General features: G+C 43.5%; 11 protein-coding genes. 8 read left to right on the top strand and 3 right to left on the bottom strand.

Annotated elements, in window-relative coordinates; translation table 11 throughout:
* Positions 1–54 precede the first annotated feature (54 nt).
* Positions 55–879, top strand: coding sequence for a DCC1-like thiol-disulfide oxidoreductase family protein (locus tag AC57BQ_RS20380; protein ID WP_496408013.1), 825 nt, complete (start codon positions 55–57; stop codon positions 877–879).
* Positions 879–1,808, top strand: a complete 930-nt coding sequence (locus AC57BQ_RS20375; protein WP_496408012.1) for a TIGR01777 family oxidoreductase — start codon at positions 879–881, stop codon at positions 1,806–1,808. Before AC57BQ_RS20380 ends, AC57BQ_RS20375 begins: the two co-directional genes overlap by 1 nt.
* 116 nt (positions 1,809–1,924) lie before the next feature.
* Here the strand turns inward: AC57BQ_RS20375 and AC57BQ_RS20370 are convergent, their stop codons facing one another.
* Positions 1,925–3,148 carry a DUF3999 family protein gene (locus AC57BQ_RS20370; RefSeq protein WP_496408011.1) on the bottom strand — a complete coding sequence of 408 codons (1,224 nt, stop codon included), beginning with the start codon at positions 3,146–3,148 and terminating at the stop codon, positions 1,925–1,927.
* On the bottom strand, positions 3,141–5,555 hold the full coding sequence (locus tag AC57BQ_RS20365; protein WP_496408010.1) for a DUF2339 domain-containing protein: 2,415 nt from the start codon (positions 5,553–5,555) through the stop codon (positions 3,141–3,143). Before AC57BQ_RS20365 ends, AC57BQ_RS20370 begins: the two co-directional genes overlap by 8 nt.
* Before the next feature lie 162 nt (positions 5,556–5,717).
* Here AC57BQ_RS20365 and AC57BQ_RS20360 point away from each other — a divergent pair, with 162 nt between their 5' ends.
* The 5 genes from AC57BQ_RS20360 (at position 5,718) to AC57BQ_RS20340 (ending at position 12,523) form a co-directional block, all read left to right on the top strand.
* Positions 5,718–7,145, top strand: coding sequence for a serine hydrolase domain-containing protein (locus tag AC57BQ_RS20360; RefSeq protein ID WP_496408009.1), 1,428 nt, complete (start codon positions 5,718–5,720; stop codon positions 7,143–7,145).
* Positions 7,146–7,252: 107 nt separating this feature from the next.
* Positions 7,253–9,634 (top strand): alpha-L-rhamnosidase-related protein, encoded by a 2,382-nt coding sequence (locus AC57BQ_RS20355; RefSeq protein ID WP_496408008.1) that lies wholly within the window; start codon positions 7,253–7,255, stop codon positions 9,632–9,634.
* Between the two features lie 81 nt (positions 9,635–9,715).
* On the top strand, positions 9,716–10,711 hold the full coding sequence (locus tag AC57BQ_RS20350) for a hypothetical protein (RefSeq protein ID WP_496408007.1): 996 nt from the start codon (positions 9,716–9,718) through the stop codon (positions 10,709–10,711).
* Positions 10,712–10,850: 139 nt separating this feature from the next.
* Entirely contained in the window at positions 10,851–11,342 is a 492-nt protein-coding gene (locus tag AC57BQ_RS20345; RefSeq protein WP_496408006.1) for a cytochrome P460 family protein, read from the top strand.
* Positions 11,343–11,650: 308 nt separating this feature from the next.
* A complete protein-coding gene (locus AC57BQ_RS20340) occupies positions 11,651–12,523 on the top strand; it encodes a CPBP family intramembrane glutamic endopeptidase (protein WP_496408005.1) in 873 nt (290 codons plus the stop codon).
* 166 nt (positions 12,524–12,689) lie between these two features.
* Here the strand turns inward: AC57BQ_RS20340 and AC57BQ_RS20335 are convergent, their stop codons facing one another.
* On the bottom strand, positions 12,690–12,971 hold the full coding sequence (locus AC57BQ_RS20335; protein ID WP_496408004.1) for a hypothetical protein: 282 nt from the start codon (positions 12,969–12,971) through the stop codon (positions 12,690–12,692).
* Positions 12,972–13,706: 735 nt separating this feature from the next.
* Here AC57BQ_RS20335 and AC57BQ_RS20330 point away from each other — a divergent pair.
* The gene (locus AC57BQ_RS20330; protein WP_496408003.1) at positions 13,707–14,459 is read left to right on the top strand and encodes an ROK family protein; all 753 of its coding nucleotides are present in this window, start codon (positions 13,707–13,709) and stop codon (positions 14,457–14,459) included.

Below are 14,459 nucleotides of genomic sequence, written 5' to 3'. Positions count from 1 at the left end.
AAATAAATAGTAATTTTGTGTTGTTGAATCATCAGAACATAAAATTATAGCAGTATGAAAACGCTAAAAGATCATGTGGTACTTTTTGATGCTGAATGCCCTATGTGCAGTGTATATACCAAAGCTTTTGTTAAAACAGGCATGTTGGCCGGCGATGGCCGGCAGGCTTATCAGCAGGTGTCCGAAAATAGCTGCCCGGTGTACGATCGCCAGCGCGCTGCTGATGAAATTGCCCTGGTCAACCTAAAAACCGGCGAAGTAACCTATGGCATCAAAAGCCTGTTTAAAATAATAGGCAATACATGGCCGGTATTCGCGCCCCTGTTCGCGTTTAAGCCATTTGTATGGCTCATGAGCAAGCTTTACGCTTTTATATCACACAACAGGCGGGTTATTATCCCGCCGAATAAAGATGGCGATGGTTTTGAATATCAGCCTACGTTTAAACTACGTTACCGTATAGCTTACCTGCTGTTTACCTGGTTTATTGTGGGCTACACGCTTACCGCCTACGCGCATTTACTGAGCCCAACGGTGCCTTTAGGCAATGCTTACCGTGAGTATATGATATGCGGCGGGCAGATCATTGTCCAGGGAACAGTGATGAGCTTTTGGGACCGCCGCCAAACCTGGACCTACCTGGGCAACATGATGACCATTTCTTTGGCAGGCAGTTTGCTGCTTTTAATTCCAATGGTAATAAACCATTGGCTTCAATTCGGGTCTGAAGTGTACGCCTTGTATTTTATGGGAGTGGCCGGATTAATGTTTCTGGAACACATCCGCAGAACTAAGCTATTGAACCTGGGTTGGACATTGACCATTACCTGGGTTGCATACCGTATTATTTTATTGGCACTGATCTTAAACCTGAACTAATGAAAACCTACAAAAAAATTGTACTCGCCGGCGGTAATGGCTACTTAGGTACCGTACTGGCAAACTATTATAAAGACAAGGCAAACGAAGTGATCATACTGGCCCGTAAACAGGCTAAAACGGTGGATAACATCCGTACGGTAGTTTGGGATGGTAAGGCCGAAAACGGCTGGACAGTACACCTGGCCGGTGCCGATATGCTGATAAACCTTTGCGGGAAAAATGTAAACTGCCGATATACCGAAAAAAACAAGGCCGAGATCATTACATCACGTGTTTTACCTACCGAGTTGCTTGGCCACGCCATACATAAAATGAGCAACCCGCCAAAGTTGTGGATCAATGTAACTTCAGCCACGATATACCGTCATGCAGAAGACCATCCGCAGGATGAGGAAACTGGTGAAATTGGTTATGGCTTTTCTATCGACGTTTGTAAAATATGGGAGGAGGTTTTCCTGAAAAGCGAAACCCCACATACCCGCAAGATCGCTTTACGTATGGGCATTGTGTTGGGTCGCAGCGATAGTGTTTTTCCGAGATTGCTTAATCTGGTCAGGTTTGGTCTTGGAGGTAAACAAGGAACCGGGGAGCAGTACATTGCCTGGGTGCATGAACATGATGTTGCCCGCAGCACCGAATGGTTGCTTGATCATCCAGAAATTGAAGGGGTTGTTAACTGCACCGCGCCCGCCGCCATAAAAAATGCCGATATGATGCATACTATACGCAAAAGCTATGGGATGCCATTTGGCTTGCCCGCACCGGAATGGCTGCTTGACATTGGGGCCGTAGTGATTGGTACCGAACCCGAGTTGATCCTAAAAAGCCGCTGGGTAAAACCCAAACGCCTGCTGGATTCTGGTTTTACCTTCCAATATGAAAAAGCCGAATATGCCGTGCACGATATTTTGAGTATTAAAGGGTGAGGGGGCTTGTCATGCTGAACTTGTTTCAGCATGACACGTGCAGAGCAAATATGCATGCTCATTACCTGGCTTGTGGGATCCCGAAATAAATTCGGGATGACGGGCAGGGTTGCCTTTTAATCGTTCTTTTCCCCTGCTTTTTTCTTCACCTCCTTGGTCATTTTCAAGGTCAGGAAAAGCAGCAGGCCCGCGGCTACCACAATGGCAATCCATATAAACACCGTATAATCACGGCCAGCTTTTATAGGCTGTTTGGCTTGATAGTCGGCGTTTTGACTAACCGCCTCATGATTTATCTGTGGGGTATTATCCTGGATGCTGTCTGCAAAAAATTTAAGGTCGTATTCTGGGGCCTGTATCAATTGATCTCCTGTCAGCAAGCGGTAGCTTTGTTTGCCATCCAGGTAACTGATCAACGACTCTGCAGATTGGTAGGCCTTTGCACCTGTAATGGTTAAAGGCAAATTATCGCCATTGCTTATTTGTACCAACAGCTGATTGGTTTTCGCGGCTATCAGCAGGTCGGTAGCTTTGGTGGAGTTCAGTTCCGCTTCGCCAAGCAATTGTTTATTATGCCCGCTAACCTGGTAAACCGAAACGTCGCGCTTAAAATATTTCGGTGCGGTAACGTTTAAATGCAGCTTATTGACCTGGTAGTTATCATTCAGCTTTAGGGTGATGTAGGTGGTTTTATTGCTGTCAGTACGGGTTAATTGAACAGGAGGAATGGCTACATAGCTTAAAGTAGCCGCATACTCTGTATACACACCAGCCTGCAAAAACTTGATGGGCGTTTTGTTTTTATCATTCACCAGCAATTTCAAATACCGGTAATTACTTGCCGGAAACGAGAGTGATTGCATGTAAGTGCCCTCGCTATTCACTACGGCTTCCTGTAGCGGGATATCTTCCTGAATGGCAAACCATTGTTTCAGATCGTCGCTGCCTACTAAATTTACTTTGCGTTGTACGGCTGTGTTTTGAAGCTTTATCCATAGGCGATCAAGCGCCAGGCCCGTTTTATTTTCTACAATAAAGGTGGTGCCGGTATCGGTACTCAGCCTGGCATCAACGGGGTTAAAAACCACAAAGCTTTTTTGATCTTTCTGAGGCAGGCTGCCTGCCTGTATATAAGGCATAAAATTACCTTTGGCATCAACTATCCGGATATCGGACAAGTCGGCTTTGGCTTTCGCTATAAAAGCAGGCTGCAGGCTGATACGATAAAAACCGGTGTTGTCCACCTTGGGCAAGGTAGCCTGGTATTTGAAATTTTGTTGTGCTGATGCCGATAGCACCAGTCCGCAAAATAGCGTCGTGAGGGTTAATATTTTATTCATCCTTAGGTTTGGCTTCATCATCAACAATAATTTTTTTAACCTTTTGGTACATGAACGATATCACCAGCAGTATGATACCCAGGCAAAAGAAAGCTGCTATTTTGCCTGCCACCGGTATGTTATTAATATCGAACAAAAATAATTTAAGCAGCGTTAATGAAAACAGACTTAACGATACAATTCGCATCACCCGTAACTTATGGCGCATTCCCAGCCACATCAGTGCAAAAGATAATAGTCCCCATAAAATAGGCAGCCCGGTTTTAATGTAAACTGTTTCGATACGATCAATGGAATGACTATTACTATAAAATACCAGGTTGCTGAGCAGGCTTATCTCCAAACTTAAAAACAATACCACGGCCGCGCTGATGAGCCAGGTGAAGATCACTTTCATCCTAGCATCCAGGTTTTTCTGACTCAGGCGAATGATGCGGTAAAATAAAAGACCAACAAAAATGGCCGCTATCCAATGCGCCGTGAAATGACCTGCCGGCACTTTTTGCTGCTTCAGCATGATGCGTTGCAGGGCGAAAAATTCGGGAGTTAAGACCAGGTAAACCGTAACACATACCATGAGTATGGCCAGCCTTATTTTTTCATTAAAGTTGAGGGCTTTTACTTTTAACGATACCAGGTAATACGTATACACAAACACGGGCGTGTACAGCATCATGTATAATATATTAAGTGAGGTATAGGGGAAATGATTTACAAACTGATGGTTAACCTCAAATAAGCCACTTAAAAACAAAAGCGCCAAAGCCGTTATACTGAAAACATGGCGGTCAACAGCTATGCCTTTTACCGTGGTCGGTTCTTCTTTACCTGCCAATAGCGATAACAGGTATGAGCTGATGGCCGCAACCAGTGTAGTTATAAAGCCTTTATTGGCAATAACGGTGAGACTTAAGTTATTGTCTACGTATATCTGGTACCAATCCATCAGGAGGCTCAGCAGCATGGCTACCCAAAGCAGCAAAGACGTAAGCTTCATTAACTGGATAGACGAACGCTGGTACAACCAATATAATAACACGGTTTCAGATGCCCAGAAAATAGTAATACTATGGCCATGCAGCTGTATAGGTGCCGCCAGCGAAATGAAGGTTAGCGTAATGCCGATGAGCAGGTACAATATATTGGTATCCACCTTGCGGTTGCGGAATAACAGGTAGGATAACACCAGGTTAACCACGCCCAGGCTTATACAAAACAAGCCCCGGAACTGCTCTTCTTTCATCACCGTAAGCAGGTATAAACCGGCAGCAAAATAAAGCGCGGTGTTGCTGAGCAGGATAGTAAAATCAGAGGCGATGAATTTTTTGTTCTCCTTAACGTTATGCGCCACATTGATAATAAAGTACAGCACATAAAAAATACTGGCGTAAATAAAGCCGATATGATAGCTTGGCGCGGTAAGTGTATACAGCACCGATGCGAAGACGATCACCGTAAACACAAAGCTGATGATGTTGAGGACCCGCCAGGCTTTAAAGTAGGAGATGATGAGCAAGCCGGTGTTAAGTATCAGCAGGTATATAAATAAGGCATCGTAATTGGCATGCCCGGTACTTACCATGAACGGACTGGCAAAGCCGCCTACCAGGGCTATCACCGCCAGCTCTTGCTTATCGTACAGCAAGGATAGCAGTACCGCGAAAATGGTGATCACGATCAAAATGATGAACGCTACCGTTTGACTAAATAGATTGAATTGGTGAAAAGCCAGCGTTATGGTAAAATAAAACACGGCTAAACCGCCACCCACTAATACCGAACTAAACGCTTTATAACTATTGCGCAAACGATGCGCGATGCCAATTAAAATGGCCCCACATACAACGCCGATGCCCACGCGTCCGATTGGCCCTACCCAATCATTATCAATAGCGTATTTCACAAAAAAGCCAATGGCTAAAACCAGTATGGCAATACCAATTTTGTTGATCAGGTTTTCGCCGATGAATTTTTCCAGGTCGGGATGGCTTTCAAAGAAAGATGGTTTCGGCTCTTTGGGTTTTGGCGGAGTAAAGTCTCCGGTTTTAACCGGTCGGTGGATGGCAGATAAGCTATCTGATATTACCTCAGGCTGCCGTTCAATATGATCGGGTTTAATAAATGTCGGCTCCGGTTGTGGTTCTTGCGGAACAACAGGTTCTGGTTGGGGTATATTAACCGGTTCATCATGCGGAACTACAGTAGGTGTTTCGCTGATGGTGGGTTTGGCTTCCTCGGCCTTTTTAGCCGGTTCATCAGATGATCTGTAAAACTTAAGTGCATCTGTTAACCGTTTTAATTCAGCTAATTTATTGTCAATATCGCTCAACTTACGGTTGGTATCCGTTTTGTTGCCTACTATTAAAAATATAATCAGGAGTAGTATACATATCGTTAAAATGTCCATGGGCATAGGTTTGGCAAAAGTTAAAGATAGATGATTTATGCAAGGCAATCACAAAAAAATTATTTAGCAGCGGTTTGGGAGGATCCCCTCATTTCACTCCATCGGTATTATGACGGTTGACTTTCTTTTTATTGACAGCGGTAATTATTAAATTTAAAGGCTATGAAAAACATTTTGATATTGCTCTTTTTATTGCCCTTAACTACGCTGGCTCAGCAAAACTATCCGGCCTCCATTGATAATTTTATGCAGGCCCAGGTTACGGTAAATAGCTTCAACGGGAATGTATTGATTGCAAAGGCCGGAAAAGTGATCTATCAAAAGGCATTTGGGTACCGTAACTACGATACTAAGCAGCTGCTTGATACCAATTCTGTATTTGAATTAGCTTCTGTTTCCAAACAATTTACAGCTATGGGGATCCTGCTTTTATGGGAAAGAGGGAGGCTGTCTTTAACAGATACCTTGCGAAAATTTTTCCCGAAGCTTCCGTACAAAAGAGTAACTATACAAAACTTGCTCACACACACGTCGGGTTTGCCCGATTATATGACCGCGATGGAGCATAAATGGGATCATAAAAAGATCGCGTTTAATGATGACATGATCAATTTTCTCGCTTCGCAAAAAGTTCCTGCAAATTTTGCTCCGGGCAAAAAGTTTGAGTATTCCAATACCGGTTATGCTATGCTGGCCAGCATCATTGAAAAAGTATCCGGGTTAACCTATTGGTATTTCATGCATACAAACATTTTTGGCCCCTTACGGATGGATCATTCACAGATCTATAATACCAGGCGCTCAGCAAAAAAGACCATTCCCAATTATGCGTATGGATTTGTTTTTGCAGACAGTTTAAAAAAATATGTACTTCCCGATAGCTTAAAGGAAGATGACGCCGTTTTTTATCTGGATGGAATAGTCGGCGATGGCACTGTTAATTCAACAACCGGCGATCTGTTAAAGTGGGATCAGGCATTAAAAAACCATACTTTATTGAGTCAGGGCGTTCAGAACGAAATGTTTGCAACACAAATTTTGATGGATACGCTGGCTAAAAAATATTATGGTTATGGAGTAAGTATCGGAACAGATCAGTTTGGGGGCTATATTAGTCATAGCGGCGGCTGGCCAGGTTACCATACTATTTTAACACGTTACCCGGTAAAAGATGTTACCATCATCATTTTATCAAATAACGAATCGAATGTTTCCAATATAGCTTATGGTATCACCGGGATCTTGTTCGACGCACAGGTAGCCTTACCCTATGTTCATAAAGAAATAATAGCTACAAATACCAATATGCTCAACAAATACCTGGGTGCTTACTCCCGTAATGTTCAGGGTTTAACTTTAAGCTTCGATATCATCAAAAAGGATGGGAAATTATATCGCCATCAAAATGGGATAGCTGATGTAGAACTAAAACCTGAGTCAAATACCAAGTTTTTTTACGGCGATGGTACCGACCGGCAGATCGAATTTGAAACCGATAAAGCCGGACATATAACCAAAGGCTGGTTTATCAATACAGGCCTGAGATCCGAACTGCATAAGGCAAAAAAAATAGCAGAGGTACGCAGATAGACATTTGCTTTTTACAGATAAGGTAATGCTAAGTCAATTAACTACTTTAGCGATAGTTATAAATCCTATGGCACTAACCATGCTGTAAATGACGATAAAAAAACCTGATGATGAAGCTATTTTTTAAGCACACCCTGCTGCTCTGCTGCTTATTGATCAACGCAACCACCCGGTCGCAAACCATTTCTCCATCGTTGTTACGGGGGCATTGGAAAGCTGTGTGGATAACCGCACCCGACGAGCCTGCAAAAGATTACGGTGTTTATCATTTTCGCAAAAACATCAGTCTGAACACTAAACCCGCCTCGTTTATGGTACATGTATCGGCCGATAACCGGTATAAATTATACGTAAATCAAACGCTGGTATCCCTGGGGCCGGCCCGTGGCGATACCTATTATTGGAACTATGAAACCGTCGACCTGGCCCCATACCTCAAAGCAGGCAACAACAGCATTGCCGCACTGGTTTGGAACGAGGGTGATTACCGCCCCGAAGCACAGATCTCTATCTGCACGGGTTTCATTATGCAGGGTAATACCACCGCAGAAGACATAGTGAATACCGATAAAACCTGGAAATGCATCCGTGATAAAGCTTACCGGCCGCTTACCGGGATAGGTTATCATCCTTATTACGTTGCAGGTCCGGGCGAATTGGTAGATATGAACGCCACCATCAAAAACTGGAACGCCACTGATTTTGACAACAGTTCCTGGAAAAATGCCGTTAAAATCGACTTTGGTAACCCTAAAGGTACCGTGAACGCTTTTGGCTGGATGTTGGTACCCTCGTCGTTACCGCAAATGGAATTGAAATATCAGCGGATCCCCGTGCTCCGTAAAGCGGAAGGGGTAAATGTGCCCAAAACTTTTCCATCAGCAAAAACAACGGTAACAATACCCGCTAATACCACAGCTACTTTCCTGCTCGATCAAACTTATTTAACCAATGCTTTTGTAACGCTTAATTTTAGCAAAGGAAAAAACGCGGCTATCAGACTTACTTATGCCGAATCCATGTTCAACAGTCTGGCTCATGGCATAGTTAAAGGTAACCGGAATGATGTGGACGGTAAAATTTTTGCCGGAAGGCGGGATAGCATTACCGCTGATGGCTCAGCCAGTCAAACATTCACCACCCTGGCCTGGCGTACTTACCGCTACATCCAGCTGCAGGTTAAAACCGCGAATGAGCCTTTGGTTATTGATGATATTTACGGAACATTCACCGGTTATCCCTTCCAGCTGAACGCCAAACTGGAAACCGGCAAGCCCGAAATGCAAAAGATACTGGATATTGGCTGGCGCACCGCCCGCCTTTGCGCCGGCGAAACTTATACCGACTGCCCTTACTACGAGCAGTTGCAATATGTAGGCGATACCCGCATCCAAGCCCTGGTATCCTACTATAATAGTGGCGACGACCGGCTGGCACGCAACGCTATCAACCAGATGGATCAATCGCGTATTGCCGAAGGTTTAACGCTGAGCCGCCACCCATCCTTCTCACCACAGATCATTTCTACCTTTTCATTATGGTACATTGGTATGCTGCATGATTACTGGATGTACCGGCCCGACAGCGCCTTTATAAAAGATAAGCTGGAAGGGGCAAGGGCCGTGCTGGCTTTCTTTGGTAAATACCAACAGGCTGATGGCTCGCTGAAAGATACACCTTATTGGACTTTTGTGGACTGGGTAAACGACAAAGGCTGGGATTTTGGCGAAGCCCCTCAAAGCAAAGAGGGCCACTCGGCGGTATTGGATCTGCAACTGATGTGGGCCTATAACCAGGCTGCCGAAATGGAAGCGAAAATGGGTATGCCCGCCTTCGCCGAAATGTACAAGGCTAAAGCCGCGCAATTAAAAACTACCATTCAAAATAAATACTGGGATGCCGGCCGGCAATTATATGCCGATACCGAAGATAAACAACTGTTTTCGCAGCACACCAATACCCTGGCGATATTAACCGGTATGCTGGCTGATGCCGATGCCGCGGCGGTTTGCAAAAAAATGCTTACCGATACATCCATCACCAAATGCACCATCTACTTTAAATATTATCTGCATCAGGCTTTAATCAAAGGTGGTTTGGGTAACGATTACCTGCAATGGCTGGATATATGGCGCAAGAACATCGATATGGGTCTTACCACCTGGGCCGAGATATCCGATCTGGAGCATAACCGCTCCGACTGTCACGCCTGGGGCGCCAGCCCGAACATCGAGTTTTACCGGACGATATTAGGAGTGAATAGCTATGGCCCGGGCTTCAACAAAATAAAAATAGAACCCCATTTAGGCGACCTGAAAAATGTGAGCGGCGAAATTCCACATCCTAATGGCAAGCTGTCGGTAAAGTACGAATTGGCGAAAAGCAAGTGGACGGTCTGGATCAACCTGCCGCCAAATACATCGGGTGTGTTGGTATGGAAAGGTAAAAGCTATTCGATAAAAGCAGGGGAGAATAAATTAAGCATTTAAAAAAAAGCCAGCGTAGTTGGATAAATTCAAAACCAAAAAGTCAGGAATCCGTTTAAAAAGAATATAAAACTTAAGCCTATCATGTCACTTAAATCACTTTATAAAACACGGTGGACCATAGATGGAAACCGTGTAGCTGTTTATCCTTATGGAGTATCTTACATCCTCGGTACGGTACTGGGCGTCATTTTTGTGGGTATTATGCTGCTTTATATAAAATATGAAAATGGCAGTATAGCTGGTTCTGTTGCGTTCCTTGTTTTCCTGGTGGTGATCCTGGCATTGTTTTTTTGGCACGGAAATACTTATGTGGAGTTTGATGGTTCAAGGGGCATTATGCAAAAAAAGCTTTTCGGGCTTATCCCGGTTAAAACCGTGCCTATGAGTGAGCTTTATGGCATTAATGTGGTTACCGGAATGGGGGGGTATAATTACAGGATGTTTTTAAAAAAAGACAGGTATGGTAAAGGTATCCTCGTTTCTTCGGGCTACAGTAAAAAAAACGATGCCAATGCACAGGACCTTGTTGCACAAGTGGTGCCGGTTATACACGGCTATCTGGATCAATACGGCCCTGTGGTTGACAGCGCGCCACAACCTATCACCTCCTATAAATATTACACCAATACAGGTGGCTCTTTCACGATAAAGGGTAGAAAAGTAGGGCTTATTGTTTTTGGTATTTTGTTCCTGGCCCTTGGTATTCATGAATGGATCGATCCCTGGATGAAGGATGTAAATACACTAAAATTAGTACTGGTGATCGTAGTGTGTTTGGTTTTTGGCCTGGGGTTTATCCATGCCGCTTTTACCCGCATTGTTTTTGATACAGGGGCCCAAACCATTAAAAGGGCGAGCCCCCTGGGTTGGGGTGATAAATCCATCTCATTTAATGATTTTGCAGGTTTTCAAACCATACGTAAAAGCACCAATTCGGTATATACAGGTACAGAAATACAAATGTATTACCGCATACCTAATACTCAACAACAGGCGAGCATGATGTTGCAAATGCTTAAATCAAGCGAGCAGATAGAGCGTTTTTTGGAAGAAACAAAAAGCATCATGAATATTTAAAGATAGCTAAGATCAAGCAGTGTACAAGTAATACAACATGTATTTTTGTTTGTAGCGCTCCTTTTAAAAGGTGGGATTGGCATAATGGGTTTATTATCAAATATTTGTAAGTTTGATAAAGCCAATTAAACCCAAACCTATGAAAAAAATAATTATAGTAGGCCTGCTAAGCCTGATGGTGATCATGATGTATTCATTTAGCCGGGCCGAAAAGAAAAGCCCTGAAGGTATTTCAATCCCCGAAGGTTACCGGAACTGGACGCATGTGAAAACGGCAGTTAACAACCCCACTTTCGCGTCACATTCGGGTTTTCATCATATCTACGCCAATCCAAAAGCCCTGGAAGGTTACAAAACGGGTCAGTTTGCCGATGGCTCCATCATCGTGTTTGATGTATTGGAATCTCTCCCGCAAAAAAACGGGGATATTTACGAGGGCAAAAGAAAGCTGATAGATGTAATGGTTAAAAACAGCTCCCAGTTTAACGAAACAGGTGGCTGGGGATACGAGGAATTTATGTACACCGATAGCGTAACCACAAAGGCGCTGCACCCAACCAAAGAACAATGCTTTAACTGCCACAACACGCGAAAAGCAAATAGCTTTATTTTTAGCAGTTTCCGGAGCTAACAGAGCATCACCCTTGCGCCCGTTTGGCACTACAAAACTTGTCATCCTGAACGGAGTGAAGGATCTTCGTCATCATGTATATTACTGGCTTTCAATGCGAAGAAGATCCTTCGTTCCTCAGGATGACATTGGAGGAAAATTCTCCCTGCTACCGAAAGCGTCCCGCTTGTGGTCACCATGATTTGCAATAAACTCAACTATTCAATTTACCACAAGCGAGACGCTTGCGGCAGCGAAGGCTGCTGTTGGCAGCGGAATTGTGACATCACCATTATTTTCCTAATTAGTGTACTTATTTATATTTGGAGATGGAATTAAGTCAAACTAAACCACAAATCAAGAAGTCAATTTTTGTTTATCTCTTACTCACTTTATTGCTCAGTGCTGTTGTTTGGATATTAACCCTGCACCAGGGTACAGGCCGTATCGGCGGCCGTATATATGGATACGGTATTATGTGGTGCCCTGCCCTGGCAACTTACCTAACGTGTAAAATACTCAAACTCGACTTTACACGCCTGGCCTGGCAATGGGGGAAACCGAAATATCAAGTATGGGCTTATTTTGTGCCGCTGATATACGCGGCAATCAGCTATGGTATTATCTGGATAATGGGATGGGGTGGATTCTATAATAAACAGTTCATCAGAGAAGCCGCACAATCCCTGGGATGGAGTAATCTCCCCGACAGTGTTTTCATTCCCTTGTTTTTCCTGGTTAACGGCGTCGTGGGTTTTTTTGCAAGTATGTCTACGGCATTGGGCGAGGAGATAGGATGGCGGGGCTTTCTCGTTCCACAACTCAGTAAAATTAGCGGCTTCACTTCTACCTCTTTGATCAGTGGGATTATCTGGGCTGTGTGGCATTATCCTTTAATTATATGGGGAAGCTATAACGGCGGCACACCCTTCTGGTACAGCTTAACATGCTTTACGGTAGCGGTAGTAAGTATGAGTTTCATTTGCGCCTGGTTTAGGCTAAAGTCAAATAGTTTGTGGACCGGAGTCATGCTACATGCCAGCCATAACCTTTTTATTCAAAGTTTTTTTACCCCAATAACAGTTGCTAATGCGCAGACCAAGTATTTTGCCGACGAATTTGGGGCGGTTATAGCCACTGTATCTGTTTGCTTCGCAATTTACTTTTGGACCAGGCGAAAGGAATTAAGGGTAGCGGAGTAAAGAAGAGGTTACTCCCTTGCGCTCGTTTGCAACGAGTGCTTAACATGGGTTTGCGTTTAAAACACTATGGCGATGCAATCGCCGCACCACAATAAGCACTCGTTACAAACGAGCGCAAGTCGATTCATTAATAGATCCTTCACTCCTTTCAGGGTGACAGGGGAGGTTAGTCTTCTGTCTCTTTTTTCGCAGCAGGTGAAGAAGAAGGTGTAGCCGGTGATGTCGGGAGAATTTCGTCAGGATGTTGGCTTTTCAAAGATGGGAATAGAACCGCGGCGATTCTATCCTGAGTTACCCAGGTTCCATCATGTTGCCATGAATTGAAGAGATCGGGGTAAAGATTTTCCTTGGCTTCATTTTCTTTTGCTTTCGATGCTGGATTATCGGGGTTACTGACCATATTAACCTTGTCTTCTTTTAATTCCTTTTTTGAATTGGATGTACTCATGATTTTGATTTTAAGGGTTAATGAAAAGTACGTCGGCCATGCCTATGAGTAATAATGTGAGGTATTAGGTTTACAAGAAAGTTAAGCAGTTTACCGCGGCTTTTAAACGTTTATTTTGTTCGACTGGATCCCCATATTACCAGCGGGGCACTTGCTATAGCGCAGATCAAAGAGCAACCTACCCTTGTCATCCTGAGGAACGAAGGATCTTCTTCGGATGATAAGCCGGAGATATACATGGTGCAGAAGATCCTTCACTCCGTTCAGGATGACAAGTGTAGGTTGTTTCTATTCAATCTTGCGCTCATTTGCAAACGAGAGCAAGGTAAACAACATCATACGCTTGATGCGCCTTTACAATTGAAGATATATGGCTTCCTGGTCAAAAAAGCCATGATTTGTGTATTTAATGTCAGGAAAAACGATAAAATCGTTTGATAAATTGCTAAAAAAAGCTAATCAAAGTCATCTTTTATTGAAAAACTCTTAATGGAAGCGAGTTTTATGTCGTTTTTGCAATTTTTGAGTAAAAATACTTTGATTTTCTGTTTGAAAAGTAAAAAGCAACGCTAACTTTACCCTTGTAATGTTGATTGCTTATTGTATTACTTACACTTGCGTTAATTACATATTTAACAATTAGATATTATTAAAAATGTGATATTTACGTGCCCGGGGAAACCAGGTGGTCAAATTGATTGTCAGGTGTGCCTAAAATCAGGTTAAATCTATATAATGAAAAACAATATGCCAACCAAATTAAAAGTCCTCTCCATCGATATCGGTGGGTCACATATCAAAGCCACCATCCTGAACGAAAAGGGCGAGCTTAAAATGGATTATGATAAAATTGTAACTCCCGCGCCGTCAAGTCCCGAAAATTTAATAAAAGCCATTAAAACACTGGTGAAGGATTTTCCTTCCTATGATTATATATCGGTAGGTTTTCCAGGCTATGTGAAAAATGGCGTCATCAAAACAGCGCCCAACCTGAACACCAAACTGTGGGTCGATTTTGACCTGAGCAAAAAACTAAGCGAGGCCTTAGGTAAACCAGCCAGGGTAGTAAACGACGCTGATATGCAGGGCCTGGGTGTGGTTGATGGCAAGGGCCTGGAAATGGTAATAACCCTGGGCACCGGTTTTGGTACCGCTTTGCTGATGGATGGCCATTTATTGCCTCACCTGGAATTGTCGCAATTGCCTATTAAAGACTATAAAAACTATGATGAGTATATCGGTGAAAAGGCATTGGAAAAATATGGTAAGGAAAGATGGAACAAGCGGATGCAGAAAGTTTTTGAAATTTTAAAAACTGTATTCAATTACGATACTTTATATATTGGCGGGGGTAACTCTGATGAGCTTACTTTTAAGCTGGATAAAAATATGAGGATTGTAACCAATGCCGATGGTATAAAGGGCGGCTCAAGACTATGGCTGTCTGACGCGGAAAGCAGGATCACAAAAGCAACACCAACTAAATAA

Source organism: Mucilaginibacter sp. BGA-UO-ETr-C110, assembly GCF_059567985.1.
This window is presented reverse-complemented; position numbering and strand designations above follow the sequence as displayed.

Bases quoted from the DNA above. Each gene is read 5' to 3' on its own strand.
- AC57BQ_RS20335 (WP_496408004.1), bottom strand. From the start codon at position 12,971: ATGAGTACATCCAATTCAAAAAAGGAATTAAAAGAAGACAAGGTTAAT.
- AC57BQ_RS20360 (WP_496408009.1), top strand. From the start codon at position 5,718: ATGAAAAACATTTTGATATTGCTCTTTTTATTGCCCTTAACTACGCTG.
- AC57BQ_RS20330 (WP_496408003.1), top strand. From the start codon at position 13,707: ATGAAAAACAATATGCCAACCAAATTAAAAGTCCTCTCCATCGATATC.
- AC57BQ_RS20380 (WP_496408013.1), top strand. From the start codon at position 55: ATGAAAACGCTAAAAGATCATGTGGTACTTTTTGATGCTGAATGCCCT.
- AC57BQ_RS20370 (WP_496408011.1), bottom strand. From the start codon at position 3,148: ATGAATAAAATATTAACCCTCACGACGCTATTTTGCGGACTGGTGCTA.
- AC57BQ_RS20340 (WP_496408005.1), top strand. From the start codon at position 11,651: ATGGAATTAAGTCAAACTAAACCACAAATCAAGAAGTCAATTTTTGTT.
- AC57BQ_RS20375 (WP_496408012.1), top strand. From the start codon at position 879: ATGAAAACCTACAAAAAAATTGTACTCGCCGGCGGTAATGGCTACTTA.
- AC57BQ_RS20355 (WP_496408008.1), top strand. From the start codon at position 7,253: ATGATGAAGCTATTTTTTAAGCACACCCTGCTGCTCTGCTGCTTATTG.
- AC57BQ_RS20345 (WP_496408006.1), top strand. From the start codon at position 10,851: ATGAAAAAAATAATTATAGTAGGCCTGCTAAGCCTGATGGTGATCATG.
- AC57BQ_RS20365 (WP_496408010.1), bottom strand. From the start codon at position 5,555: ATGGACATTTTAACGATATGTATACTACTCCTGATTATATTTTTAATA.
- AC57BQ_RS20350 (WP_496408007.1), top strand. From the start codon at position 9,716: ATGTCACTTAAATCACTTTATAAAACACGGTGGACCATAGATGGAAAC.